The sequence below is a fragment of the Tardiphaga sp. 42S5 genome, from assembly GCF_034044155.1.
GTDB classification, from domain to species: domain Bacteria; phylum Pseudomonadota; class Alphaproteobacteria; order Rhizobiales; family Xanthobacteraceae; genus Tardiphaga; species Tardiphaga robiniae.
In genome coordinates, this window is record NZ_CP139027.1 from 4374883 (window position 1) to 4401439 (window position 26557).

Genomic DNA, 26557 nt, shown 5'->3' on the forward strand with positions numbered 1-26557 from the left:
TGAGTGGGTTGCGGGCAAGCGCGACTTCGAATTCGCAGCGGCTTATGCGGACAACCTGGCCGCTTTCCGCCTCTGCGCCGATGACAGGCCAGTGAATAGACTAACGGGCCGCAAGTCTCTTGTACGTTTCGAATACAAAACAAGATGTCGCCGAACCGCCAACGGGCGACGGGCGACGGGCGACGACCAGCTGCATGCTATTCAGGCGGCAATGCCGAAGTTTCGGCATTGCGCTCTTCGCCAATTAATATACCAATAGTACAGTTATTAAATTTTGTCGAGCGGATCGCTTGTCGCACCCTCGGCAAGCGTCAACGGACCTTCCGGAGCTGCAACATGAATACGCCGAACGACTACCAGATCTTCGAGGCGGGTGACGTGCTGCTGCAATCCGGCCAGCGGCACCCGCGCCTGCAGCTTGCCTACAAGACCTATGGCGCACTCAATGCTGCCAAAGATAACGTCATCCTCTATCCGACGTCGTTCGGCGCACAACACTACGACACTGAGTGGCTGATCGCGCCGGGCGCCGCACTCGATCCGGACCGCTACTTCATCGTCATCCCCAATCTGTTCGGAAACGGGCTGTCGTCATCGCCATCGAATTCGCTGGAAGCTCTGGCTGGCGCCCCCTATCCGAACATCAGCTATCATGACGCTATTTCGATCCAGCATCGCCTGCTGACCGAGCAATTCGGCATCACCCGTCTGGCACTGGTCTATGGCTGGTCGATGGGCGGCATGCAGGCCTATCACTGGGCCGCGCGTTATCCGGACATGGTGGCACGCGCCGCAGTGGTCTGCGGCAGCGCCCGTTGTTCGCCGTTCAACGCCGTATTCCTCGAAAGTGTGCGGGCCGCTTTGACCACCGATCCTGCCTTTGTCGATGGCCGTTTTGTCTCGAAGCCGTCTGCCGGTCTTCGCGCCATGGGACGCGTCTATGCCGGCTGGGCGATGTCGCACGGCTTCTACCGCGATGAGCTCTGGCGTGAGGCCGGTTTCACCTCGCTGGAAGACTATCTGACACGATCATGGGATGTCGCCTTTGCGCATCGTGATGCTAATAATCTGCTGGCCCAGCTCCGGACCTGGCAGAATGGCGATATCAGCCGCTGCGATGCATTCCGTGCCGACTTCCGGAAAGCCATGGCTGCTATCAAGGCACGCGTTCTGCTGATGCCTGGGCAGACGGACAATTATTTTCAGGTCGGCGACAACGAAGACGAACTCCCCCTGCTGACGAACGCACGCGCGGCCGAACTGTGCCCTATCCCCTCGCTGCACGGACACCGCGCCGGCAACCCGGTCAAGAACCCGGTCGATGCCGCCTTCATCAACAAGAGAGTCTCGGCGCTGCTCGCCGCCAACGCCTGAACCGAGAACGGGACGAACCGATGACGATGGATGCAGTTGGCCATGGCAAGATCGAAACCCGCGCCCTAACGCCCGCACAGCTGAAGGACCTGTCGGTTCGCGCCAATCTTCCGGGGCTCATTCGCTCGATCAGCCATTATGCCTTGATCGCTTTGGTTGGAACGCTGATCTGGCAGGTCGCCACCCGCTACGGCGTGGTGTGGGCGATCCCGCTGATCATCATCCAGGGTTATCTCATCGCCTTCCTGTTCATGGCGGTGCACGAGGCTGCGCACAAGACCGTGTTCACCAACCGGCGGCTCAACGAGATCCTCGGCCATGTCTCATCGCTGATGATCGTTCTGCCCTATGAGCACTATGCGCTGTTTCACTGGGATCATCACCGCTTCACACAGGATCCCGACCGCGACCCGGAGCTCGTCACCGCGACGATCCCCTCGTCCGACACCAGACTCGCCATCGCCTATACCGGCATCGTGCAACTGACCAATCGGATCCGTCTGCTGGTCCGCCGTGCTCTGACCGGACAAGCCGTGGCGCCGTGGATCCCGGAATCCAAGCAGAGCTTGGTGGTGCGCGAAGCCCGCATCTATGCCCTCATCTATCTCGCGCTGCTGATCGCTTCCATCGCGTTCTCCAGCACGATGCTGCTGTGGTGCTGGCTCGTCCCGCTCTATGTCGGTCAGCTATTCTTGCGGCCCTATCTCTATGCCGAACACACCGGCTGCGAGCGTACCCGCAGCGCTTATGAGAACACCCGCACGACCTATACCGACGCGCTGACGAAATGGTTCACCTGGAATATGCCATTCCATGTCGAGCATCACGCCTACCCGTCCGTCCCCTTCCACGCATTGCCCAGGCTCAATGCCATCATCGACGAGCGCATCGCGCATCGCGGTTGGGGTTACCGGGCCGTCACACGCGAAACCTGGCGCTGGTTTCGCCGCGCGCGGCAAGACGGCATCTGACTATCGCCCCGACAACACGGATTTGACGAGTTTGCGCGCATAGTCGGCCGTCAGCGGCCGAAATCCAAAGACATACTCATAAAATAGCGTGCCATAGATCCGATCATAGAGATCGCCGGCTGGCTCCGCAGCAACGATGCTGCCGTCCTTCTGGCCGTCTTTGATAATTGCCAGCGATATATCCCGGCGGATGCCAAGGTAGCGTTCGGAAAAGATCTTCGCTGAACCGGTCCGCGAGATGCACTCGGCAATGACAGCGAGCTGTACCTTGCCGAAATCGCTGTTCAGCGCCACGGCATAGGCGGCGGCATGTTTCGTGATGCGCGTGAACGGATCGCCGCTCTCGGAAAGCGGTAGCATGGTCGACGCCTGCCGCAGAAATGCGTCGATCAGTACCGCTTCGCGCGACGGCCACCATTTATAGATCGTCATCTTGGAGACGCCGGAATCCCGCGCAATCGCATCGATGGTCGTCGCAGCGAGCCCCTGCGCTGCCATTATGCGATAGGCGCTGTCCAGGATCGCATCCTCGGTCTCGACCGATCGAGGGCGCCCCCGCCGCACGGGTATCACCTCGATCATCTCCGCAACTTCACTCTATGGGCTGCCATACGCCTACTATAGCGCGGCCCCCATCGATCAAACAGGGAAATTGGCGTGGCGATCAGACGCGGCGACGGAATGTTGGTCTCGCGTGCCGAGCAACTCATAGATCTGCACTTCGGCGGCAAAGCCTTTCGGCTTGATCCGGGCGACGCTGCGGAAAAGAAACAATGAGTCCACCCGCTCCTTGACGGCTTCGCTGACCAGGACGCTGGTTCCGTAGTCCTTGTTCAGCGTCTCGAGCCGTGACGCGAGATTTACGGTCGCGCCGAGCGCCGTGTAGTTCATGCGGTCGGGTGACCCGATATTGCCGATCATGACATCGCCGACATGCAGGCCAAACCGGGTCCTGTAGACGGGCCAGCCCTCACGCTCGAATTCCTCATTGAGCTTCCGATTGGCTTCGACGCAATCGAGCACAGCGGCGCAAGCCTGCGCGACATGGTTGGTGTGCTCGACGGGTGCGTTCCACAGCCCCATAACCGCATCGCCGATATATTTATCAACCGTGCCCTGATGCGTAGCAATGACGTCCGAAATCGCAGCGAAATAGCGCGACGTGTAGAGCATCACCCGGGTCGGATCTTCGTTCTCCGTCATTCCCGTGAAATTCTCGACATCCGTGAACAGGATGGTCGCTTCGCGGCGCTCTCCGCCCAATTGCATGGCCGTGCCGGTTTCGACCAGTTGCTGAACCAGACGCTTGGGAACGAAATTCGAGAATGTCTGCACCAGCGTACGCATGGTGAAGACCGATCGGCCGAGATCGTCGATTTCGCGGATCGGCGAACGCAGTTGCGGCATCGACGAAAACCGGAAGTTCTGGATGCGATCGACCTCGCGCGCCAGAATTCGCAGGGAGAGCGACAGCTTGTTGCCGATCCAGAACGCAATCGGTACGGCGGCGATGACGAAGCAAAATGCGAGAATGAAGAGCGTGCGTTTCTCCTGCTCTATCTCGGCATAGAATTCATCGAGCGGCGCGAAGAAGCCAACGCGAAGATTGGCCGATCCAGCCATCTCTACGGGCCTGAATGCGGCTGCATAGGCACGCCCGGTTCCGTCATCAAAGAACTGTTGCTCAACGCCGGTCTGGCGCCACGCCTTGATGGCCGCAGTAGCGCCGATCGTATCGACATCGCTCAGTCGCGGCAGCTCCGACAGTTTGTTCGGCACACTCGTGGCTTCAAGCCAGCGGGACATCTCGGGATGCGCCAGCACCCGGTCGGCATCATCAAACAGGTAGGCCACGCCCGAATGCCCGAGCTGCTGCTTGCGCAGCATGGCCTCGGCTTCACTGAGCAGGATATCGCCGGCCACAACACCCCGCTGCCCCTCCACAATGGGCATTCGCAGCGTGTAGCCGATGTCACCGGTCTGATAGAAAATATAGGGCTCGGTCAGCAGACTGGCATTGGGCTCGAAGGCGCCGCGATACCACGGCCGAACGCGAGGATCGAAATCGACCGGTCCGGGCAGACTTGCCAAAGGCCGCAGCGCATCGTCGAGATAGGAGGTCGTGGTCTGAAGCGGTCCAAAATCGCCTGCTTTCACAATCGTGAACAGGCGAAATCTGGCCCCGTCCGGCGCCCCGAAGCGCGCTTTCACCCCAGCTCCCGTTCGGTCGATGAGGTCCATTTCCAGGAACGAGCCGTCCTCATACCCCATATACAGGCTGAAGAGCTGCTTGTTGTTGCGGAGCATCGACGCCAGCAGGATGTTCAGCCGCGGGTTATTCTTGAGCTCCGCGGACTGGACCGATGTGATACCGCGCAGGATATCCAGATTGTCGTGAACGCTCTTGAGCTGCGCATCGATGCGATCGGTCGCAGCCTGCGCGACCACGCTGAGATACGACGAAGCCGCGGTCCGGATGATCGTATTGACCCTGCTGAAGCTGAGATAAACCAGCGCCAGACCGACCGTCAGGACGACGCCGACGAACAAGGCAATGATCGACGTCCTGAAGCCAATCCGGAAACGCGATCTCGCCGGCACCGTCATCGCAGGATGCTCCACACGCCAGCCAATCTGGCACCGCATATCGACAGGCCAGACCTGGCTGCGCCGGACGGGACGTCTCGCGGTATCATGATTCCGCCACGCAAGCGCAATTGCCGAGTATCTTTACGGTAAAGAAACCCGATCCGTGCTTACGACATCGGACAATGAGCTCACCTCGTCCAGTACGCCGGCAAGCGCCACGAGCTGCGACGATTGCAATGCCTCAATGGCAACTGCATAATTGAAATAATTGACTATTCTGGCTGTCACTTAAGGAAATGAAGAATGACGGGCGCGGATCTGGGTGTGATCATCCGGCAGACTGCTAAGCAGCAAAACAAGACACTCATGGCAGCCGTCAAGGCACAACGCGATCGCTATGCGGGCCTGGCCGCCAAGGCCAAGGACAAGACCGCCAAGGACCGTTTCAAGCAACTGGCGAAGGACGCGACGGAGCAAGGCATGGCCGCCGCCAAGCGCCTTCAGATGTCCGCCGATAATGCCGCCGATAGCTATGCGCGATCGATGCGTAAGGCCGTTGAAGCACTTCAGATCGCAGAAGCAGCGCAAGCGATGAAGGCTCAGAACGCCGAAAAGGACAAGGCCGCCAAGAAGGCTGTCCCCGCCAAGAAAACGGCCAAAAAGGCGAAGAAGCCAACGAAGCGATAATTCGGGCATAACCTCGCCCGCTCGGCACGATCCGCACCGGAGCTACAAAAGGCCCGGCTTAGGCCGGAGTTACATCAGTCGGCCGGCCCATATGTATGTCAGGGCCGGCACAGCAAGACTTAGTTATGAGACCTTGAGGTTCTCGGCAGACGCCTTGCCGCGATTTTCCACCAGGTCGTATTCAATGGTCTGATTTTCATTGAGGGTGCTAAGGCCCGCGCGCTCCACGGCGGAGATGTGCACGAAGACATCCTTGTCGCCGACAGTCGGCTTGATGAAGCCATACCCCTTGGTTGGGTTGAACCATTTGACGGTGCCCTTCTGCATCGTCTGTCTCCCGATCTAGATACAAAAAAGACGCGGCCACGCATCATGCGTACCACGCCACAAGCGGGCTTCCCGGTGTCTGCTGAATGTCCTGCTCGCAAAACGCACAGTCGAACGGCCTCAATCCGATTGCGCAAGAATTCCAACATGAAAATTTTGGCTACGCAAGTCTTTGGCTTTTTACGGCAGAGGTTTTGATATCACCGGCCGCGTTCAAGCGTACCTATCGAAAGCCGCTGACCGGACCCATGAGCAGACGTGCCGGATTGAAACATCGTCGGCCCGCTCTGCGTGAATGGCCATAACGTGATGAAAAGCGACACGAATCCGCTGTGGCAATCGCACAACAATACGCGTCAATCGCCACCGGAGGCGCTCAATGCGCAGCGGCAATGCTCATTGGATCGCGTATGCTCTGCCGCAGTCGAACGGCACTGCAGCGACAATTTCGAAACGAGTGACAATGCGCGATCCATCGCGATACGCCCAAACGGACAGGAGCCCCGCTGCCAGTCGGCAACGCCGGACCATTGTACTCGGCCTTGCCGTCGCGCTTGTCGTTGCGCCTTCGCTTGCATCCGCCCAGGTCGCGCCTCCGCCTACCACGCCGCCCCCAACCACACCTCCGCCGACACCGCCGCTGCCAGCCGCACCGGTGCCCTCATCGACCGACTTCAATGCCGGGCAATCCGCCAGCGTCGCCATCAGCGATCTCGGTAGCCAGTTCCTGCGGCGCCTCGGCGATCAGGCGAGCTACGGCTTCAACCGCGCGTCGCGCGCCAATCCCGGCGGCGGCGGTGCGTCGGAGACCACCGAGACGCCCCGCTTCCGAAGCTGGGCCGAATTCTACGGCGTTAGCGCGCATACCAGCACGTTCGGGGATTTCGTCGGCGACAAGCGCCGGACCATCGGCGGCGTCGCCGGGATCGGCGCGCGGCTGATGCCGGGAGTCAATGTCGGGCTGTCGGTGGACCAGAGCCACACCACGATCGATGTTCCGCTCGCGCTGCAGTCTGCAACGCTCGACCTCACACAGATCGGAGTCAACGCTTCGGTCGACCAAGGCGCTTGGACCTGGGCAATCGCATTGGTGCACGGCTTCGGCGACATCACCTCGCGCCGCGACACGGGTCTGGGGCTCGCGAGCGCCGGCTACAATGCGCGGATCGACGGCGCGCTCACCGAGCTGAGCTATTACTGGAGTTACGAACAGGCACGGATCGTGCCCAAGGCTGCCTTCGAATACACCCGCGCGACAACCGGCACGATGCAGGAGCTTGGCGGCCTCAATCCTGTCAACGCAAGCGGCGCATCAGCCGAGCGCGCGCGCATCCTGATGGGTGCTGAAGTTGGGCGTTACTGGATATTCGATCAGAAGATTCTGGATCTGTCGGGCTATGCCAAATTCGTCGACAATGTGCATCAGAGCTTCAGTGCCGTCACCGTCAGCCTCGGTGCCGAGAGCATCACCGTTCAGGGGATCGGCGAAAGCCAGTACGGCGCAGACGCCGGCGCATCGGCGTCGCTGAGCCTCAGCAACACCGCGCGTCTCTATCTCAATTATGACGGCAAGTTCCGCGCCTATTCGCAGTCCCACCAGGGAACGCTGGGCGTCGAATTCAAGTTCTAGAAACCGTCAGATTCCAGAAACAAAAAAAGCGGGCGAAAGGCAAATGCCCCTCGCCCGCTTTGCTCTTTTATTGAGTTAGGCCGCCTGCTCGGCGTGCCCTGCCATGCTGCGACGACGCCACAACGTTCCGACAGCGAGCACCACAGCGACACCAATCAGACCGCAGACGATCTCGCCACCATGTCCCCCATTGGTGAAACGAACGCCAAGGCCCAGCGATGACATCAGGCTGTCGAGGCCAGTGCCGACCGAACCGCTGAAGAAGCTGTGCATCAGCGGCAGGACCGCAGGATCCGTCGCGATCACTTCGCCGGCGACCCAGCCCAGCAGGGCCGCACCGAGCCAGACCAGAACGGGCAGACGGGTCAGCAGCGCCATGATCAGCGCCGCGCCGGCGACGATCAGCGGGACGCTGATGGCAAGGCCGAGGATCAGCAGCGGCACGCTGCCATTGGCAGCGGCAGCAACTGCAATGACGTTGTCGAGGCTCATGACAATGTCGGCTACGACCACGATCTGCACAGCGGCCCACAGATGCGAGGCGGCCTTCACGCCGTCCTCTTCTTCCGGTTCGGGTACCAGCAGTTTGGCTGCGATGACGATAAGTGCGAGGCCGCCCACCAGCTTGAGATAGGGCAGCGCCATCAGCGAGGCGACGATGCCGGTGAAGATGATACGAAGGATCACGGCGGCAGCGGCGCCGAGGATCATGCCCCACATGCGCTGCTTCGGTTCCAGACCACGGCAGGCCAGTGCGATCACGAGCGCGTTGTCGCCGGACAGCAGAACGTTGATCCAGATGATCTTGCCGACGGCTACCCAAAATGCGGGCTGCTGCATTTCGACCTGAAACTGAACGAAAACCGACTTGATCGTCGCCGGATCGAGAATATGCAGCAACCAGTCCACAGCGCGCCCCTTTGTTTGTTCGTTTTGATTGGAAAGGTCGGCGCGCCCCCGCGCGCCGACCGGTCGTCAATTCGGCTGGAAGTTTAGCCGACGATCTCGTTGCCCGAGAAGAACTGTGCGATCTCGATCGCTGCAGTTTCCGGAGCGTCCGAACCGTGCACGGAGTTCTCGCCGATCGACTTGGCGTGAAGCTTGCGGATGGTGCCATCAGCAGCCTTCGACGGATCGGTTGCGCCCATCACATCGCGATGCTTGAGGACGGCGTTCTCGCCTTCCAGCACCTGCACGACAACCGGACCCGAGGTCATGAAGTCCACCAGTTCGCCGAAGAAGGGGCGTTCCTTGTGAACGGCGTAGAAGGTGCCGGCCTGTTCGCGGGTCATGCGGATGCGCTTTTGCGCGACGATCCGCAGGCCGGCCTTTTCGATCAGCGCGTTGATCGCACCGGTCAGATTGCGCTCGGTCGCGTCGGGCTTCAGAATCGAAAAGGTACGCTCGATAGCCATGATTTATCCTTGAATAACAGTCGCTGGAAGATGGCGGCTTATATCGACGCTATCCGGGAACGGCAAGCGATCCGTCCAAATGTCGCAGGCCCCATTTTGGCAGATCCGGCGCTCGAAATTACCTAGATGTCATCCACATGAACCATTTCTGACAGGGCTGGCGCGATCCGGTTCAGCTTCCTCCTCCTAGACTGCCTGCAATGACCCCGGCCAACGGCATTTGCCCCCGGTGCCATGTTCACGGCAGGCGCAACACGCGCCGTACCAGAGGAGATGAGAATGTTCCGCAAGATCGCACTGACTTTGGTTGCAGCGGCCTCATTGGGCGCCGCGGCGCTGGCTCCGACCTCGGCTTCCGCCTGGGGCGGCCACGGCGGATGGCACGGCGGTGGCTGGCATGGCGGCGGCTGGCATGGCGGCGGCTGGCATCGCGGCTGGGGCGGACCACGCTTCGTCGGCGGGCCGGTTTACGGCTATGGCGGCGGCGGATGTCTCGTCCGCCGGGTCGTTCCGACCCCGTGGGGACCGCGTTGGCGACTGGTCAATCGCTGCTACTGACGCTCCACGAGCAGAGAAATACCGCCCGGCCGTTCCCTCGGCCGGGCTTTTTCTTGGCAGTTCCATCGACGATTCATCGAATTTTGACTCAAACAGTCTCAAATCCATAAATCTTGAAACAATTTCGGCCCGCACGACTTGCCTTAGTGTCATTCAACTGCCACGAGCGCCGGGAAGACAATGCAGAACCAGTTCATCAATGATGGCGAAGAACACATCGACCGCACCACCAGCGTGGCGATCTGCAATGCCATCGGCGAGCGGTTGCGCCGTGATATCGGGTCGGATGACGACACCCTGCCCTCCCATCTCCAGACGTTAATCGACCGGATGCGGCAGCAGGACGAAAAGCGGTAGCCGCTGACGGCATAATTGACCTTCCGCGCGCCAGCAGCGAGCAAATCGGGGTTGCCTTTGTGCGTCGCAGCGGTGACAACCCCGCATGCTTTCCATCACAGACATTTCGATCCGGATCGCCGGACGCCTGCTCATTGACGAGAGCACGGTACAGATTGCGCCGGGAGCCCGCGTGGGTTTCGTGGGCCGCAACGGCGTCGGTAAATCGACACTTTTTCACGCCATTCGCGGCGATCTGGCCACCGAAACCGGAAGTATTTCGATTCCGCCCCGCTGGCGTATCGGCAGCCTCGCCCAGGAGGCGCCGGACGGCCCCGAAAGCCTGATCTCCGTCGTCTTGAAAGCCGATCTCGAGCGCGACGCACTGCTGAAGGAAGCTGAGACCGCCTCCGATCCGGAGCGCATTTCCGACATCCAGACCCGCCTTGTCGATATCGATGCGCATTCCGCGCCCGCTCGCGCCGCAGCGATTCTGAGCGGCCTTGGCTTTTCGGCTGAAGCCCAGTTGCGCTCCTGTTCCGAATTCTCCGGCGGCTGGCGCATGCGCGTCGCGCTTGCGGCCACGTTGTTCTCGGCGCCGGACCTGTTGCTGCTGGACGAACCGACCAACTATCTCGATCTCGAAGGCACGCTGTGGCTCGAGGATCATCTCGCCAACTATCCGCGCACGGTCATCGTCATCAGCCATGACCGCGACCTGCTCGATACGTCGGTGAACGAGATCCTGCATCTCGACCGTGGCAAGCTCGTGCATTATCGCGGGACTTACTCAAATTACGAAGAGTTCCGCGCCAACAAAGAGGCGCTCGACGCCAAGAACGTCAAGCGTCAGGAAGCCGAGCGCAAGCGGCTGCAGGACTTCGTCGATCGCTTCAAGGCCAAGGCCTCCAAGGCACGTCAGGCACAATCGCGCGTCAAGATGCTTGAGCGCATGAAGCCAATCTCGGCGCTAGTAACGCAAGACGTGCGCGAGATCGTCTTCCCAGCGCCCGAAAAGATCCTGTCGCCGCCGATTCTCGCGGTGGACAATGTGTCGGTCGGCTATGAGCCCGGCAAGCCGGTACTCAATCAGGTGACACTCCGCATCGATACCGAGGATCGCATTGCCCTGCTCGGCTCCAACGGCAACGGCAAGTCGACGCTGGTCAAGCTGTTGGCAAACAAGCTGAAGCCATTTTCAGGATCAATCACCCGCGCCGACAAACTGTCGATTGCTTACTTCGCCCAGCATCAGCTCGACGAGCTGGTGATGGACAACTCCGTCTATGATCACGTGCGCAAGCTAATGCCCGACATGCCGGAATCAAAAATCCGCGCGCGTGCCGGCAATATCGGCTTTTCCGGCAAGGCCGCGGATACGATCGTAAAAAGTCTGTCCGGCGGCGAAAAGGCGCGGCTCCTGCTGGGGCTCGCGACTTTCTACGGTCCGAACATGATCATTCTGGACGAACCAACCAACCATCTCGATATCGACAGCCGCGCGGCACTTGCCGAGGCGATCAACGAATTCCCCGGCGCAGTAATCATGGTCTCCCATGATCGCTATCTGATCGAGGCCTGCGCTGACCAGCTCTGGGTCGTGGCCGACCGCACCGTCACCAATTTCGACGGCGATCTCGACGACTATCGCAAAGTCGTCATGCAAGCCCGCGGCATGCGCGCGCCGACACGCGACCGCGCAAACACGGACCGCGAAAAGCTGGCGAAGCCTAAAGAAAAGAAGGTCCCGCTCAAGCAGCAGGTCGCCGAAGCGGAAGCCGAGATGGAGCGGATCACCGCCATCATCGCCAAGATCGATACTGCACTCGCATTGCCCGACCTGTTCAAGAAAGATCCGAAGCAGGCCATGCAACTCACCAAAGCGCGCGCCGCTGCGGCGGACGCATTGCAACGCGCCGAAGAGCAATGGCTGAGCGCGAGTTCTCTGCATGAAGAAGCCAACGGCTGAAAACACAGCCGTCGCTTACTTCGACATCACGAAAAGATCAGGTCGCGGCGCGCTTCTTCGCCTTCGGACGCGCGGTCTTCGGCTGCTCAACTTCCGGGCCGCGTTCGACTACGGTCAGACGACCGGCGGTAAACGTATAGATGCCAGCGCGCGGACCGCGCAGATAGGTCAGCACGGCAACGCGATCGCCGCGCGGGCTGGTCGATAGACTGACATTGTCGGGTGCGCCTGCACCACGCGCCACGTCGCATTCGGTATGGCCGAGCGCCACGACGCCAGTTTGAACCGGCGCACCTGCGGACCCATCGGCAAGCGCGTTGGCATCACGCGGCGCCATGCCCGGGCACGCACCGTCAGCGCTGATGAGATCCTGCGGACTGACGGCCTGCTCGGGCGACAGCGGCGGCGTCTCAATCGAAACATTCTTGATGAACACGCGACCTGGCTTGGAGAACCAGTCGGCATCCTTGGACAGCAGGTCCGTGGAAAATGCGTCACCGCCCACGCCGGCGCAGCCAGCAAGCAATGGCGCAGCAAGCAGCAGCACGAGCAGACCGTTTCGATGAAGCTTTTCTTGTCGCACGATTACGCAACCCCAAGACAGGCGATAAGCGCCTGTAACATCATTCATTTGCGGCACCACCATGACACAGCGGTAGATACCGGTGAGGAAATCTACAATTATCATTAATTGCAGCAGATCGCCAATCGCCAGCTAATTCTTACGCTGCCACCGGCCACGTTCATCGGTCTGCCAGTAAGTGGCGGTAAAGCCCCTCGCCTTACAATCAGTCCAGGCTGCGCGCGCTGCAGCGAGCGCATCGGCATCATCGCCGTTGAATACCAGCACCATGCGCTCATAGCCGTCGGCATCCGCCGGCACCGCTGCGCTGTCCACAAGGAACCGGACCTGGGCCCGATTGGGATTGCCCTCTTCGATCGCGAGAATGATCGGCTGATCCGCCGCGTCTGCCACACGCCAGGTCGCGTGCGGCAGAAATGAATCGTCACGATAGGTCCACAGATGCGCATCGAGCGCATCGGCGCGTTCTTCTGATGTGGATTGCACGACGACACGCCAGCCGCGCTCGAGCGACTTCTCGAGCAGCGGCGGCAGCACGCTCTCCAGCGTCATGTTCTGCAGGTGATAGAACAGGACCTCGGTCATCGTGTCAGACTACTTCTTCGCCTCGTAATAGTCGGCCACAAGCCGATCCAGCAGCCGCACGCCGTAACCCGAGCCCCAGCTCTGATTGATCTCGGTCTTCGGCGCGCCCATGGCTGTGCCGGCAATATCGAGATGCGCCCACGGCGTATCGTCGACGAAACGCTGCAGGAACTGCGCCGCAGTGATCGAGCCGCCATTGCGCGTGCCGGTGTTCTTCATGTCGGCGAACTGCGAGTCGATCTGCTTGTCGTATTCCGGACCGAGCGGCATCCGCCAGACACGTTCGCCGGTGGTCTGTCCGACGGTGGACAGGCGCTCTGCGAGTTCGTCATTGTTGGAAAACATGCCAGCATATTCGGTACCGAGCGCGACCATGATCGCACCGGTCAGCGTCGCCAGATCGACCATGAATTTCGGCTTGAACTTCTTCGCCACATACCAGAGCACATCGGCCAGTACGAGACGGCCTTCAGCGTCGGTGTTGATGATTTCGATGGTCTGACCGGACATCGACGTCACGATGTCGCCCGGACGCTGCGCGTTGCCGTCCGGCATGTTTTCGACGATGCCGATGGCGCCAACCACATTGACCTTGGCCTTGCGGCCCGCGAGTGCATGCATCAGGCCAACGACGCAGGCTGCGCCGCCCATATCGCCCTTCATGTCTTCCATGCTGCCGGCCGGCTTGATCGAGATGCCACCGGTATCGAAGGTCACGCCCTTGCCGATGAAAGCGACGGGCTGCTCGCCCTTCTTGCCACCGTTCCAGCGCATCACCACCATACGGCCGGGACGCACTGATCCCTGGGACACGCCGAGCAGCGCGCCCATGCCAAGCTTGGTCATCGCCTTGACGTCCAGCACTTCGACCGTGACGCCGAGCTTCTTTAATTCACCGGCGCGTCGCGCAAATTCGGCGGGAAACAGCACATTCGGCGGCTCATTCACGAGCTCGCGGGCCAGCACGACGCCGTTGACGATATGATTGCCCGGCGCAAAGGCCTTCTTGGCTGCGGCGACGTCGCTCACGGCCAACGAAACCGCGACATTGCCGGACGCCTCGTCGGCATCCTTCTTCTTGGTCTTGTAACGATCGAATTTGTAAGCGCGCAGCAATACGCCGGAGGCGACCGATGCCGCCTGCTCCGGCGTCATTGCACCCGAAGCCAGCTCCGCGATGACGGTCACCGCCTCATTGCTGCCGCCGACCTTGCCGGCGAGCACGCCGCCAAATTTCAGCAGATCGGTCTCCCTCAGATCGGCCGGCTTGCCGGTGCCGATCACGATGAGACGCGACGCCTTGATGCCGTCTGGGGCCAGGATGTCGAGCGTCGATGCGCTCTTGCCCTTGAACTTGCTGGTTGTAGCCGCGCGCTTCACAGTTGCTGCGGCGTCCCCGAGAGCCTTGGTCGCGGCAGGACCGAATTTCAGCGTTTCGTCGCAGAACACCACAAGAGCACCGCGCGCAGCAGTGGCAAACGGGACGAAGCCGACCTTGACGGCGTCGGACATGGTAAATTCCTCCAGAAGATCAGGGCTGTCGCAGGGGTCGGCGCGGAATCCGGTCAGTGCGGCGGGGTTCAAGTGTTTTGTTGTCGTCGCAGCGTGAACCGTCAAGACAGGTTCTGACCGAAACCGCCAAGGATCGATAGTTTCTTGTGTTTCCCCCGAGGGAAACCAAACCGCCCGTAGCCCACGATTCGGGCATTGCCTGTGTCCGAATGTGTCGACTCTGGCCTCAGGTGACGGTCTTGCCAACGAATGGGCCCCCACCGACGGATCCGTCTCCTCATCGTCACGCTGGTTGCGAAGCATTTCAGTGGCCCAAGGGACACATCAGGCACATAATTAACCATATCTTGAGCGAGCCATCCCCCGGCCATTTTGTTGACCAATCAAAGGGATGCTAAGTGAGATGATGGGCTTGTGAAGGTCGCGGCATGTCCTTTTGGGGGTCCCCTCGCGGGATTGGGCATGCGGGCGGCTTTAACGGCCGGAATGGGGATTGATCGGACCGATGGGGTCTATCGACAGGTATATTTTCCGCACGACGCTGGCGTCGTTTGCGGTGGTTCTGGTCAGCCTGACGGGCGTGATCTGGATCACGCAAGCGTTGCGCGGAATCGACCTGATGACGAGCCAGGGTCAGACCATTCTGACCTTCCTCGGCGTCACCAGCCTGGCGATTCCCGTTCTCGTTTTGATCATTGCTCCGATCGCCCTGATGATCGCGGTGTCCCACACCCTGACCAAGCTCGCGACCGACTCCGAAATCATCGTGATGAATGCCGCCGGCCTATCACCGCGACGGCTGTTTCGTCCCTTCCTGTTCGCGACAATGGTCGTATCGCTGCTCGTGGCTTTCATTGGCTCTTATCTGGCACCGGATGGTATGCGCCGGCTGAAGCGCTGGGACGCCGAGATCACGGCCGACGTGCTGGCGAATATCCTGCAGCCAGGCCGCTTCGCGCAGCTCGACCAGAACCTGACTATCCGCGTCCGGGAGCGTCAGCCCGGCGGATTACTGGTTGGGATTTTTGTTGATGATCGTCGCGATCCCAAAGAGCGCGTCACCATCATTGCCGACCATGGCACGGTACTGAAAAACAAGGATGGCTCGTTCCTGATCCTGGAAGACGGCAACTTACAGCGCTTTGAGACGGGCAAGACCGACCCCGCCATGGTGGCGTTCGGCCGCTACGCTTTCGATATGTCGAAGTTCTCCAATCGCAGCCAGGACGTCACCTACGGAATTCGTGAACGATATCTCTGGGAACTGATGGTGCCGCCAGTGGATGACCCGCTTTACAAGCAAGTGCCGCGGCAGTTCAGCGCCGAGATGCACGACCGCTTGATGGCGCCAATCTATCCGCTGGCCTTTGCCGCCTTGACCTTTGCATTCCTGGGATCGCCACGGACGACGCGGCAGAGCCGCAACTTCTCGATGGGCAGCGCAATTGCCGCGGTGTTCGGCCTACGCATGGCGGGCTTTGCCTGCTCCGTCGTGGCAGCGAAATCGGACTTCGCCGCACCGCTTCAATATGCCCTGCTGGCGACAGCGATCGGCGTCAGCTTCTGGATCATCTCAGCCGGGATTGTGGTGGAGCCGCCGGCGAAGCTAGTGGAAGCAATCAACAGATCCAACGAGCGGTTGTTGCGCATCTTCCGACGGCCAGCTGCCGCATGAGCATGATCACCAACACCATCGGCAGGTATTTCGCGGGTCGCTTCCTGGTGGCAGCCTTGGGCGTGTTCACCAGTATCTTCATGCTGCTGGTGCTGGTCGACTACATCGAGATGGTCAGGCGCACCTCCGGGCTGGCCTCGGCCTCCGCTCTGATGGTGGCGCAGACGTCGCTGTACCGGGTGCCCCAGTTGCTCGAGAAGATGATGCCGTTTTGCATCCTGATCGGCGCCATGACTTGTTATCTCGCCCTGTCGCGGCGGCTCGAACTCGTGGTCGCCCGCGCCGCCGGCGTCTCGGCCTGGCAGTTTATTTCCCCTGCACTGGCCAGCGCTCTCATCCTGGGCGTGCTGGCGACTGTGGGCTACAATCCCCTGTCGGCCAACCTGCGCGAGGAATCGAAGCGGATGGAGGCCCAGATGTTCGGCGATGCGCCGGGCGGCGGCGTCCAGGACGCCTCCGGCTTCTGGATCAACCAGGTCAACCGCGAGGGCCAATCCATCATCAATGCCGCCCGCAGCGAGCAGCAGGGCGTCCGCCTGACCGGCCTGACCGTGTTCCGGTTCGACACCGAATCCCAGTTCAAGGAACGGATCGAAGCTCGCGAGGCGTCGCTGGAGCCCGGCCGCTGGTTGTTCAAAGGAGTGCGACGCTACACCCTCGATTCGCCCGTGGTTGAGCAGGACAGCATGTACCTGGCCACGACCCTGACCCCGCTGCAGGTCAGAAACAGTTTTTCGACCCCCGAAACAGTGTCATTTTGGCAACTTCCTTCGTATATCAAATCCTCAGAGAGTTCGGGTTTCGCGACGGCGGGGTATCGCTTGCAGTATCATAAGCTTATCGCACAGCCGTTTTTGCTGGTTGCGATGGTGATGCTGGCTGCTTCCGTGAGCCTGAGGTTCTTTCGGATGGGCGGTGTCCAGAAGATGGTTTTGAGTGGCGTGGGCGCAGGCTTTCTGCTCTACGTCCTGTCGAAAGTTACGGAAGATTTGAGCAAGGCTGAGTTGATGCATCCGATTGCTGCGGCGTGGCTGCCTGTGTGTGTGGGCGGCCTCACCGGCTTTTTGGCCTTGTTGTACCAGGAGGACGGATAGTGGCTGTGTTTGCCGCCCTCCGTGAGCAGGCATTTGATTGGAAGCTGCGCATGACCATGCGCGGTGACCGTTTCTGCACGTCTGGCGTACTGGCCCCGGTGCTCGCAACCGTTTTGGGTCTGGTGACTGCATTTGGCGTCGCGGCGACGACCCCGGCGGCTGCCCAGAGTTTCACTTACAATCGCCCCGCCACCCGGCCGAAGCCGCCGCCTGCCGCCCAGACCGGGCAGATGCTGGTCCAGGCCACCGAGGTCAATTACGACTATAACAACTCGCGCGTCGCCGCGGTCGGCAGCGTGCAGATGTATTACAACGGCACCTCGGTCGAGGCCGACAAGGTCATCTACGACCAGAAGACCAAGCGCCTGCACGCCGAAGGCAATGTCCGCATGACGGACGCCGACGGCAAGATCACCTACGCCAACCTGCTCGATCTCAGCGACGACTACCGCGACGGTTTCGTGGATTCGCTCCGTGTCGATACCGCGGATGCGACCCGCATGGCCGCGACACGCGCCGAGCGCACCGCCGGCAACTACACCGTGTTCCAGAACGGTGTCTACACCGCCTGCGCCGCCTGTAAGGAAGATCCGAAGAAGCCGCCGCTGTGGCAGGTCAAGGGTGCCCGTGTCATCCACGATCAGACCGAAAAGATGATGTATTTCGAGGACGCCCGGATCGAGTTTTTCGGCGTTCCCCTCGCCTATATCCCGTATTTTTCGACGCCCGATCCGACGGTGAAGCGCAAGACCGGCTTCCTGATGCCGGGCTTCACGCAGAACACCAATACAGGCTTCGGCGTTGAAACCCCGTTCTATTGGGCAATCGCGCCTGATTACGATGCAACCATCTCGCCACGCTACACCAGCAAGCAGGGCCTGTTGATGCAAGGCGAGTTCCGGCAGCGCCTGATGGATGGCGCCTACCAGATCCGTGCCTATGGCATCAATCAGCAGGATCGCAGCGCCTTCGCCAACACGGTCGGCGACAAAGACTGGCGCGGCGGCGTCGAGTCCAAAGGCCAGTTCGCGCTGAACGACAAATGGGTCTGGGGCTGGGACGCGGTCGCACTCAGCGATTACAACTTCCTGCAGGACTACCGGCTGTCGATGTACCGGGATCCCTATGCCTCGTTTTTGAATCTGCAGACGGAAGCCGTTTCGCAACTCTATCTGACGGGCGTCGGCAAGCGTAGCTTCTTCGATGCACGCACGATCTACTACCTGAGCTTCTCCGGCAATCAGAGCCAGGTCCCGGTCATTCACCCGGTGATCGATTACAACAATGTGCTCAACCAGAACATTCTGGGCGGCGAGTTCAGTTACAAGTTCAACATGACCAGCCTGAGCCGTGATCAGGCCTCATTCACGCCGATCACGTCTCTCGCCAATACTAACGTATTGTGCAATCTGACTTCCGCAGATCCGCTCGCGAGAACGCCAACCAATTGCTTGATGAACGGCATTCCTGGCACCTATACCCGCGTGACTGGTGAAGCTCAGTGGCGCCGCTCCTATACGGACTCGTTCGGCCAGATCTTCACGCCGTTCGCGATCCTGCGCGTCGATGCAATCGATGCCTCGATCTCGAACCAGCCCGGCGTTTCCAACTTCCTGCCGACCGGCGACACGACCGCGCTGCGGGTGATGCCGACCGTGGGCCTCGAATATCGCTATCCGTTCATCAACGTTCAGCCGTGGGGCACCACGACACTCGAACCCATCGCTCAGGTGATCATTCGTCCGAACGAAACCTACGCCGGTAAGTTGCCGAACGAAGACGCGCAGAGCATGAGCTTCGACGCGAGCAATCTGTTCAGCGTCAACAAGTTCTCCGGGTATGATCGCGTCGAAGGCGGCGGCCGTGCGAATGTCGGCGTCCAGGCCACTACGCAGTTCGATCGCGGCGGCTCCATCAAAGTCTTGTTCGGTCAGTCCTATCAACTGTTCGGCCTGAACTCGTTCGCAGTCGCCGATACGACCAACACCGGCGTGGACTCCGGACTGGCTACCTCGCGATCAGACTATGTCGCCAGCCTCGCCTATTCGCCGAATCGGACCTACACGGTCAGCACGCGCGCGCGGATCGACGAAGCAACCGGCAACATCTCGCGCTTTGAGGCGGAGGGTCGCGCAAGCTTCGATCGCTGGTCGGTCAGCCTGATGTATGGCAACTACGCGCCGCAGGCGGAATTGGGCTACCTCACCCGCCGCGAAGGCCTCCTTGGCACCGGTTCGATCAAACTGGCATCGAACTGGGTGGTGACCGGTGGCGCACGCTGGGATCTCGAGGCGAACAAGATCAACCAGTACACGGTCGGTGCCGGCTATGTGGACGATTGTTTCGTGCTCGGCGTCAATTATGTCACGTCCTACAACTACGTGAGTAACCTGAGCACGCCGCCCGTTCTGAGCCATACATTCATGTTCCAGCTTGGCTTGCGGACAATTGGCAATACCACGTCAGCGAGCGGAACCGGCGGCACTTACTAGTATCGGTCCTTTGTGCCGTGAAATCTCCGTTTTCCGTCGCGATGTATGCGAATTCTGCTTTCAAGAGAGCTTTGACACCGCGGTTTTGACAATGATGGGTACGATGATTTCCGGACGCGTTCTGCGAGCCACTTTGGCGACGGCAGTTACCCTTCTCATTTGCGCGGGATCGCCGGCTCGGGCGCAGTCCGTCGCCGTCATGGTCAATGGCGAGCCCATCACCAATTTCGATATCGAGCAACGCACCAAGTTGAATGCACTGTCCGGCGCGAAGACGAACAGCCGCCAGGACGTGATCGAGGAGTTGATCAGCGAAAAGGTGAAGATCAAGGAAGGCAAGAAATACAGCGTCGATCCCGGTGCTTCGGAAGTCGATGGCGCATTTCAGAACATGAGCTCGCGCATGCGCCTCACGCCGGATCAGCTGGTGCAGTCACTGGCGTCCAAAGGCATCCGCCCGGACACGCTGAAAAGCCGATTGAAGGCCGACATGGTCTGGAACGCGATCGTCCGCGGGCGCTTCAAGCAGAGCCTGCAGGTCGGCGAAAAGGAAGTCGATGCAGCCGTCCAGAGCGCTGGCGGCGACGCGATGACCGAAGCATTCGAATATCAGATGCGACCTGTCGTGCTGGTCGTCCCCCGCGGTGCGGCGTCCGGCATGATGGAAGCGCGGCACAAGGAAGCCGAAGGGCTGCGCGAGCGTATCCAGAGCTGTGAAGACGCCAACCGTACCTTCAAGTCGATGCAGAATGCGACCATCCGCGATACGGTCGTCAAGACCTCTGCCGATCTGCCTCCGTCGCTGCGAGAACTGCTCGACAAGACTCCGATCGGACGTCTCACGCCTCCGGAAGTGACCCGCCAGGGTGTCGAAATGGTCGCCCTATGCGCGCGCAAGCCGACCAAGGTCGATACGCCGAAGAAGCGGGAAGTCCGCGACAAGATGTTTGCCGACAAATTCGAAGCGAAGTCGAAATCCTACCTGCAGGAAGTGCGCAAAGCGGCGATGATCGAATATCGGTAATTTCCGATCCGGCTTAGGCCGCGACTGGCTTAGGGCGGCACCATGACCAAACCTCTTGCGCTGACATTGGGCGAACCGGCCGGCATCGGCCCGGACATTGCCATCGCTGCCTGGCTGCGTCGGCACGAATTCGACCTGCCCCCGTTCTATCTGCTTGGTGACCGTGACTTCATGGCGGAACGTGCCAAGACGCTCGGCCTCGTCGTCAGGCTGGCCGATGCAACGCCCGCCAGTGCTGCTGAGACGTTTGCTGACGCGTTACCAGTGGTGTCGATCGGGCAGACGGTCACCGCGCCTCCCCGTCGTCCTGACGCTTCCAGCGCGCCCGCAGCCGTCGCCTCGATCCGTCAGGCTGTCGCGGATGTGGAAGCCGGCCGTGCCAGCGCCGTCGTAACCAATCCGATCGCCAAGAGCGTGCTCTATCGCGCAGGTTTCACCCACCCCGGTCACACCGAATTTCTCGCCGAGCTGGCCGCCCGCGACGGAAAGGTCCCGCTGCCGGTGATGCTGTTGTGGTCGCCGGAACTGGCCGTGGTGCCGGTCACGATCCATGTCTCGCTGCGCGATGCCATTGCCCAACTGAGCGGCCCGCTGATCACTGCCACCGCGCGCATCGTGGTCAACGACATGAAGACCCGTTTCGGCATCAAGCGGCCACGACTGGCAATTGCTGGCCTCAATCCGCATGCCGGCGAAGACGGTTCGATGGGAGATGAGGAGCAGGCGTTCATCATGCACGCGGTCACCGTATTGCAGAATGAAGGCATCGACGCACGCGGGCCTTTGCCCTCCGACACCATGTTCCATCCGGCAGCCCGCGCGACCTATGACTGCGCGATCTGCATGTATCACGACCAAGCCCTGATCCCGATCAAGACCATCGCTTTCGATGAGGGCGTCAACGTCACGCTCGGCCTTCCCTTCATCCGCACCTCACCCGATCATGGCACCGCCTTCGACATCGCCGGCACCGGCAAGGCCAATCCATCGAGCCTGATTGCGGCGCTGAAACTCGCGGCCCGCATGGCTGCGACGCAGTCCGCATGAGCGGGATCGACGATCTGCCGCCGCTGCGTGACGTCATCAAACGTTTCGATCTGCAGGCGCGCAAATCGCTCGGCCAGAATTTTCTGCTCGACCTCAATCTCACCGCACGCATCGCCCGCGCCGCCGGCCCGCTGGAAGATTGCACGGTCATCGAGGTTGGTCCCGGCCCCGGCGGCCTCACCCGTGCATTGCTGGCCGCCGGCGCCAGGCGCGTTATCGCCGTTGAGCGTGACGAGCGCGCGCTCGGCCCACTCAAGGAAATCGCCGCGCACTATCCTGGTCGGCTCGAGATCGTCATCGGCGACGCCCAGACCTTCGATCCGCGCCCGATGCTATCAGGCGAGCGTGCCAAGATCGTCGCCAACCTGCCCTATAATATCGGCACCCAGCTCCTGATCGACTGGCTGTGCACCGAGCCTTGGCCACCCTGGTACGACATGATGGTGCTGATGTTCCAGCGCGAGGTCGCCGAACGCATCGTCGCCGTCGAAGATGACGAAGCCTATGGCCGGCTCGGTGTGCTCTCCAATTGGCGCGCCGAAACCAAGATCCTGTTCGACATCTCGCCGGCCGCCTTCACGCCGCCACCAAAGGTGACGTCATCGGTCGTGCGCCTCGTTCCCCGCGCGGAGCCAGAGGCCTGCGAACGACGCCTGCTGGAGCAGGTGGCGGCCGCCGCCTTCAACCAACGCCGCAAGATGCTGCGACAGAGCCTGAAGTCCCTCGGCGCCGATCCGGAGCGGCTCGCCGCAGCTGCCGATGTCGACGTTACCCGGCGCGCCGAGACGGTTCCGGTGTCGGGCTTTGTCGCGATGGCGCGCGAATTGTCAGAGATCAGAAAGACAAAGAGCATCACGCCGGCGCCCTGATGTCGCGCGCAGGACTGCAGATTGCCGCGCACATGAAGCAGGCGCAAACGAACGCCACGAACATTGGTAGTCCGTGCGTCAGCCACTGCATCGCCACGCCGGCGAAGACCGGGCCGATCAGCGCACCTGCACCCCACATCAGTCCCATCGCAGCATAGATACCAACCAGCCGGCTGCCGCTGAAGCGACTGCCGACAATCGTCAGCATGATCGTATAGATTCCGACGAACACACCGCCCCACACGAACGGCAAGGGATAGGTCGTCCACGGCGACAACAGCGCCCATGGCCACACGAGCGCACCGATCACCGCCAGCCCCGCCAAAGCGATGATCATGCGACGTCGGTCGAGCTTGTCGCCAAGCCAGCCAATCGGGAGCTGCAGCACAACGGCGCCTATCATCATGCACGATATCAATTGCGTCGCTTCGGTCTCGAGCCAGCCGAGCTTCACGGCATAAAGCGCGAGGAACGACAGTCCCGCGCTTTCCACCGTTGCATGCAGCACCGTTGCCGCCATCGCAATTGGCGCCAGCATGATGAAGTGCAGCGGATTGGCATCCACGGATTCATCGAACACCGGCTGCGCAATCCCGGGCATCGCCAGACACATCAAGGCAAGGATGGAGAAGCCCGCACCGATCCAATAAGCGGTCCCGCCCTGCGTCCCCACAAGGGACAGCGTAAACGGACTGAGCGCGAAGCCTACCGAGAGCGCGGCAGTATAGGCCGCCATGGCGCGGGCCCGTGTCGCGTCGGTGCTCAGGCTGTTCAGCCAGGTTTCCGACATCACGAACAGCGTTTCGGACGCGGCGCCAAGCACGATGCGCAGCGGAAACCACAGCCAGATCGACGGCACCGCCGGAAACAGCACAAGTACCGCGGCAGCAACGGCCAGCGCGCCGATCACCATGCGCCGCATGCCGGCGCGGGCGGCGAACCTTGGCAGCAAAAATGCCATGGCCAGCACGCCAACCGCATGCATGGCGGCATTTACGCCGATGAACGTGTCTGATGAACCGCGTTCGGCCAGATCGAGCGCGATTAATGCGGCGCTGAGGCTGTAAGTCAGGCCGAAGATCATCGCTGCCATGATCACTGCGGCACGCGACCAGAGCGTGGAACCGGGTATGGAACCGGCTGAAGACTGCATGCATGACCCCGCGGTGAACGCAGAGCTCCTCGCATAAAAACATTAATCATCCGCTGGCTATATCTGGCCCTGGAAACCGGCATCATGGGCAACCGATGATACGACTGCTGCTTCTCCTGCTGGGCGCGGAAGTGGTCCAACGGCGCTGGGGGTTGCTGCTCGCGATCGGCGTGCTGTGGGCCGCCTTGGGCCTCGCTATCGTGATCGACGCGTTCGATGGCAGCACGATCGTGCGACCGCACTACTTCGGCTACCTGCTGCTGCTGGAAGGCATTGTCAGCCTGCTGGCTGCCCTGCTTGCCGTCACGCGCCGGCCCTATCAGTTCGCCAAGGCCGTTATCCTGATCGTACCGGCCGTTATTATCATCGCGCAGCCGCGTCATTCCAATCTGTTGATCGCGATGCTGCTGGGCGGCGTACTGCTGTTCGACGGCAGCGCACGCATCGTCAGCGCGTGGCTGGTGCGCTTCGAGAACTGGCGGATGGCAATCGGTGCCGGCACTGTCGAGGTGATGCTTGCCGCTACGACACTGGAGCCGTGGCCAACCTGGTACGAGGGCACGATCGGCTTTAACATCGGCGCACTCCTGATCGTATCGGGGTTGAGCACGACGTTGCTGGCCAATCGCTTACGGCGATTGCCACCGGATGCCCCCATCTCGATGCTGGTGGGCGGCGCGTTTCCGACCGCATTGTGGGTGCCCGCCACGCCCGATGATGCCGGCAAGGACGATCTCGTCGTGCATGTCTGGACACCCACAGGGCCTGGCCGCAGTGCGCGGCGCCGACCGTTGGTGGACCGCTACATTGCAGCTGTCGATGCCAACGGCATCGTCTCCACCGGACATGCAGCACTTGAACTCGCGCCCAATGTCTATGTCAGCCACTACCCCGCCGTCGAAATAGATCGCGCGCCGGATGAGTTCGGCCGGGTGCTACGTGCTGGCGTCGAGAACGACCTGCCCGGCCGTTTCCAGCCGAGCTATGCCGAGGAAGCACAAGGATGGTGCGAGGCCACTGAACATGTCCGTTTCACGCGCATCGATCGCGTTCGCGTCCGCCACTTCTGGCGCACCTACCGCGTTGATACGACCTACAACCTCACCAGCCGCAATTGCTCGACCGCCGTGGCACACGCGCTCGATGCAGGCCTCGAAGGTGTGCTTGGACGCACCGATCGGCCTTGGCGGGCATTTTTCCAGGCCGTGGCCACGCCCGAATTGTGGGTTGCAAGCGTGTTGCGACGCCGCGCCGAAGCAATGGCATGGACGCCCGGCCTGATCCTCGACTATGCGCGGCTGCTGCAGGCGGTGGTCGAGCCCGAGCCAGAACAAATCTCCCCCGCATGGTCGCGCCTTAGAAGGCTCAGCATTCGTCGCGCAGCCCGGGCCCGCATGCGCGCGACATGAGTCTCTCAAGACGACCGCGACGTGGGCAAGAAGGTGCAAACCTGGCGCTCTTTCGCGCCCTTGAACTCGCCCCCATCCTGTGATTGCTAGGATGCAACGAAGTCTAGGGAAAACAAAAATGGCACTTATGAAACGCCAGTCTCTGGTGAAATTCGACGCTCCGCTGTGCGAAACCATCGTCGACACGCCGAAGCCGCAGGGCAAGGAAGTGCTGGTCCGCATCGAATGCTGCGGGCTGTGTCATTCCGACCTGCATATCCAGGACGGCTATGCAGATCTCGGCGGCGGCAAGAAGCTCGACACCACCCGCGGCATGACGCTTCCCTTCACCCTCGGCCACGAGATCGCCGGCATCGTCGATGAAGTCGGCCCCGATGGCGATCAATCGCTGATCGGCAAAAAGAAGGCCGTCTTCCCGTGGATCGGCTGTGGCAAATGCCGCGACTGTCTTGCTGGCGACGAGAACCTCTGTGCCAAGAACCGATTCCTCGGCGTGTCACTCGACGGCGGTTTCGCGACGCACGTGCTTGTGCCCGACGAGAAATATCTGCTCGATTACGATCCGCTGCCGATCAACATGGCGGCGACGCTGATGTGCTCGGGCATCACCGCTTACGGCGCACTCAAACGTCTCGTCGATCGCCCGCGACAGCGCAACCTGCTGCTGGTCGGTCTCGGCGGCGTCGGCATGGCGGGTCTCGCGCTGGCACAGGCGATGTTCAAGCAGCCGATCTCGGTGGCCGATCTCAATCCGGCGGCGCGCGAAGCCGCGCTCAAGAACGGCGCCGCCTTCGCCTATGACCCTTCCGAGCCCGATGTCGCCAGGCGCATGGTCAAGGAGAACGATGGCGGCTTCGATGGCGTGGTCGACTTTGCCGGCAATGACAAGTCCATGAACTTCGCAGTGGCCACTGTTGCGCGCGGCGGCAAGATCGTGGTGTCCGGCCTGATGGGCGGCGAGTTCAGCCTACCCATGGTGCAATGGATCTACAAGCGCATGACCATCGAGGGCTTCATGGTCGGCACGCTTGAGGAAGCCAAAGAGCTGATGGCTCTGGCCCGCGCAGGCAAGCTCAAGCCGACGCCGATGAAGGCGGAGCCGATGGGCGATGCGCAGAAATGGATCGATGAATTGCGCGCCGGCAAGGTCGTCGGCCGGATCATGCTGAGCAACTGAATTAGACTGCACTCAGGCTCTGGCCCGGATTGCGCTTCATGCGATCCGGGCTAGGATATGTCCCATTGCAGGATGGGCTTC

General features: G+C 61.1%; 24 protein-coding genes. 15 read left to right on the forward strand and 9 right to left on the reverse strand.

Features of this window, described 5'->3' with window-relative positions:
* Positions 1-336: 336 nt before the first annotated feature.
* Together SFY93_RS20380 and SFY93_RS20385 are read left to right on the forward strand one after the other, a co-directional pair.
* Positions 337-1374: an alpha/beta fold hydrolase gene (locus SFY93_RS20380; RefSeq protein ID WP_320444379.1), complete on the forward strand. Its 1038-nt coding sequence runs from the start codon at positions 337-339 to the stop codon at positions 1372-1374.
* A 20-nt stretch (positions 1375-1394) separates the two neighbouring features.
* Complete coding sequence (locus tag SFY93_RS20385; RefSeq protein ID WP_320444380.1) at positions 1395-2345, forward strand: fatty acid desaturase; 951 nt, start codon at positions 1395-1397, stop codon at positions 2343-2345.
* Here SFY93_RS20385 and SFY93_RS20390 read toward each other — a convergent pair whose 3' ends face one another.
* Positions 2346-2927 carry a TetR/AcrR family transcriptional regulator gene (locus tag SFY93_RS20390; RefSeq protein WP_320444381.1) on the reverse strand — a complete coding sequence of 194 codons (582 nt, stop codon included), beginning with the start codon at positions 2925-2927 and terminating at the stop codon, positions 2346-2348.
* Between the two features lie 57 nt (positions 2928-2984).
* Positions 2985-4952: an adenylate/guanylate cyclase domain-containing protein gene (locus SFY93_RS20395; protein WP_320444382.1), complete on the reverse strand. Its 1968-nt coding sequence runs from the start codon at positions 4950-4952 to the stop codon at positions 2985-2987.
* A 285-nt stretch (positions 4953-5237) separates the two neighbouring features.
* On the opposite strand from SFY93_RS20395, the gene SFY93_RS20400 reads away from it, so the two are divergent.
* Positions 5238-5621 (forward strand): hypothetical protein, encoded by a 384-nt coding sequence (locus SFY93_RS20400; RefSeq protein ID WP_320444383.1) that lies wholly within the window; start codon positions 5238-5240, stop codon positions 5619-5621.
* A gap of 123 nt (positions 5622-5744) precedes the next feature.
* On the opposite strand, the gene SFY93_RS20405 is transcribed toward SFY93_RS20400, so the two are convergent.
* Positions 5745-5948 (reverse strand): cold-shock protein, encoded by a 204-nt coding sequence (locus tag SFY93_RS20405; RefSeq protein WP_089263958.1) that lies wholly within the window; start codon positions 5946-5948, stop codon positions 5745-5747.
* A 463-nt stretch (positions 5949-6411) separates the two neighbouring features.
* Here SFY93_RS20405 and SFY93_RS20410 point away from each other — a divergent pair, with 463 nt between their 5' ends.
* Positions 6412-7578, forward strand: coding sequence for an autotransporter outer membrane beta-barrel domain-containing protein (locus SFY93_RS20410; protein ID WP_414716936.1), 1167 nt, complete (start codon positions 6412-6414; stop codon positions 7576-7578).
* A gap of 75 nt (positions 7579-7653) precedes the next feature.
* Here SFY93_RS20410 and SFY93_RS20415 read toward each other — a convergent pair whose 3' ends face one another.
* A complete protein-coding gene (locus tag SFY93_RS20415) occupies positions 7654-8487 on the reverse strand; it encodes a TerC family protein (RefSeq protein ID WP_089263957.1) in 834 nt (277 codons plus the stop codon).
* An 83-nt stretch (positions 8488-8570) separates the two neighbouring features.
* Positions 8571-8993, reverse strand: a complete 423-nt coding sequence (gene ndk, locus SFY93_RS20420) for a nucleoside-diphosphate kinase (protein WP_068731078.1) — start codon at positions 8991-8993, stop codon at positions 8571-8573.
* Between the two features lie 279 nt (positions 8994-9272).
* Here ndk and SFY93_RS20425 point away from each other — a divergent pair, with 279 nt between their 5' ends.
* The 3 genes from SFY93_RS20425 (at position 9273) to SFY93_RS20435 (ending at position 11856) form a co-directional block, all read left to right on the forward strand.
* Entirely contained in the window at positions 9273-9551 is a 279-nt protein-coding gene (locus tag SFY93_RS20425; RefSeq protein ID WP_320444385.1) for a sulfur globule protein precursor, read from the forward strand.
* Between the two features lie 180 nt (positions 9552-9731).
* Positions 9732-9908: a hypothetical protein gene (locus SFY93_RS20430; RefSeq protein ID WP_175366131.1), complete on the forward strand. Its 177-nt coding sequence runs from the start codon at positions 9732-9734 to the stop codon at positions 9906-9908.
* 85 nt (positions 9909-9993) lie between these two features.
* Complete coding sequence (locus tag SFY93_RS20435; RefSeq protein ID WP_320444386.1) at positions 9994-11856, forward strand: ABC-F family ATP-binding cassette domain-containing protein; 1863 nt, start codon at positions 9994-9996, stop codon at positions 11854-11856.
* Between the two features lie 37 nt (positions 11857-11893).
* Here the strand turns inward: SFY93_RS20435 and SFY93_RS20440 are convergent, their stop codons facing one another.
* The 3 genes from SFY93_RS20440 to SFY93_RS20450 form a co-directional block, all read right to left on the reverse strand.
* Positions 11894-12487 (reverse strand): hypothetical protein, encoded by a 594-nt coding sequence (locus SFY93_RS20440; RefSeq protein ID WP_414716937.1) that lies wholly within the window; start codon positions 12485-12487, stop codon positions 11894-11896.
* Between the two features lie 84 nt (positions 12488-12571).
* Positions 12572-13024, reverse strand: a complete 453-nt coding sequence (locus SFY93_RS20445; protein WP_093758304.1) for a DNA polymerase III subunit chi — start codon at positions 13022-13024, stop codon at positions 12572-12574.
* Between the two features lie 9 nt (positions 13025-13033).
* Positions 13034-14536: a leucyl aminopeptidase gene (locus SFY93_RS20450; protein ID WP_320444388.1), complete on the reverse strand. Its 1503-nt coding sequence runs from the start codon at positions 14534-14536 to the stop codon at positions 13034-13036.
* Positions 14537-15041: 505 nt separating this feature from the next.
* Here SFY93_RS20450 and lptF point away from each other — a divergent pair.
* The 6 genes from lptF (at position 15042) to rsmA (ending at position 22737) form a co-directional block, all read left to right on the forward strand.
* Entirely contained in the window at positions 15042-16211 is a 1170-nt protein-coding gene (gene lptF, locus SFY93_RS20455; protein WP_320444389.1) for an LPS export ABC transporter permease LptF, read from the forward strand.
* Positions 16208-17305 (forward strand): LPS export ABC transporter permease LptG, encoded by a 1098-nt coding sequence (lptG, locus tag SFY93_RS20460; RefSeq protein ID WP_175366134.1) that lies wholly within the window; start codon positions 16208-16210, stop codon positions 17303-17305. The genes lptF and lptG overlap by 4 nt, the downstream gene beginning before the upstream one ends.
* Before the next feature lie 50 nt (positions 17306-17355).
* A complete protein-coding gene (locus SFY93_RS20465) occupies positions 17356-19797 on the forward strand; it encodes an LPS-assembly protein LptD (protein WP_320444390.1) in 2442 nt (813 codons plus the stop codon).
* Between the two features lie 94 nt (positions 19798-19891).
* Entirely contained in the window at positions 19892-20821 is a 930-nt protein-coding gene (locus tag SFY93_RS20470; RefSeq protein ID WP_414717154.1) for a SurA N-terminal domain-containing protein, read from the forward strand.
* 42 nt (positions 20822-20863) lie between these two features.
* Entirely contained in the window at positions 20864-21868 is a 1005-nt protein-coding gene (pdxA, locus tag SFY93_RS20475; RefSeq protein ID WP_320444392.1) for a 4-hydroxythreonine-4-phosphate dehydrogenase PdxA, read from the forward strand.
* Positions 21865-22737: a 16S rRNA (adenine(1518)-N(6)/adenine(1519)-N(6))-dimethyltransferase RsmA gene (rsmA, locus tag SFY93_RS20480; protein WP_320444393.1), complete on the forward strand. Its 873-nt coding sequence runs from the start codon at positions 21865-21867 to the stop codon at positions 22735-22737. Before pdxA ends, rsmA begins: the two co-directional genes overlap by 4 nt.
* Here rsmA and SFY93_RS20485 read toward each other — a convergent pair.
* Complete coding sequence (locus SFY93_RS20485; protein ID WP_320444394.1) at positions 22721-23890, reverse strand: MFS transporter; 1170 nt, start codon at positions 23888-23890, stop codon at positions 22721-22723. The genes rsmA and SFY93_RS20485 overlap by 17 nt on opposite strands.
* A 95-nt stretch (positions 23891-23985) precedes the next feature.
* Here SFY93_RS20485 and SFY93_RS20490 point away from each other — a divergent pair, with 95 nt between their 5' ends.
* Complete coding sequence (locus SFY93_RS20490; protein WP_320444395.1) at positions 23986-25299, forward strand: HdeD family acid-resistance protein; 1314 nt, start codon at positions 23986-23988, stop codon at positions 25297-25299.
* 118 nt (positions 25300-25417) lie between these two features.
* On the forward strand, positions 25418-26476 hold the full coding sequence (locus tag SFY93_RS20495; protein WP_320444396.1) for an alcohol dehydrogenase: 1059 nt from the start codon (positions 25418-25420) through the stop codon (positions 26474-26476).
* Positions 26477-26557 lie beyond the last annotated feature (81 nt).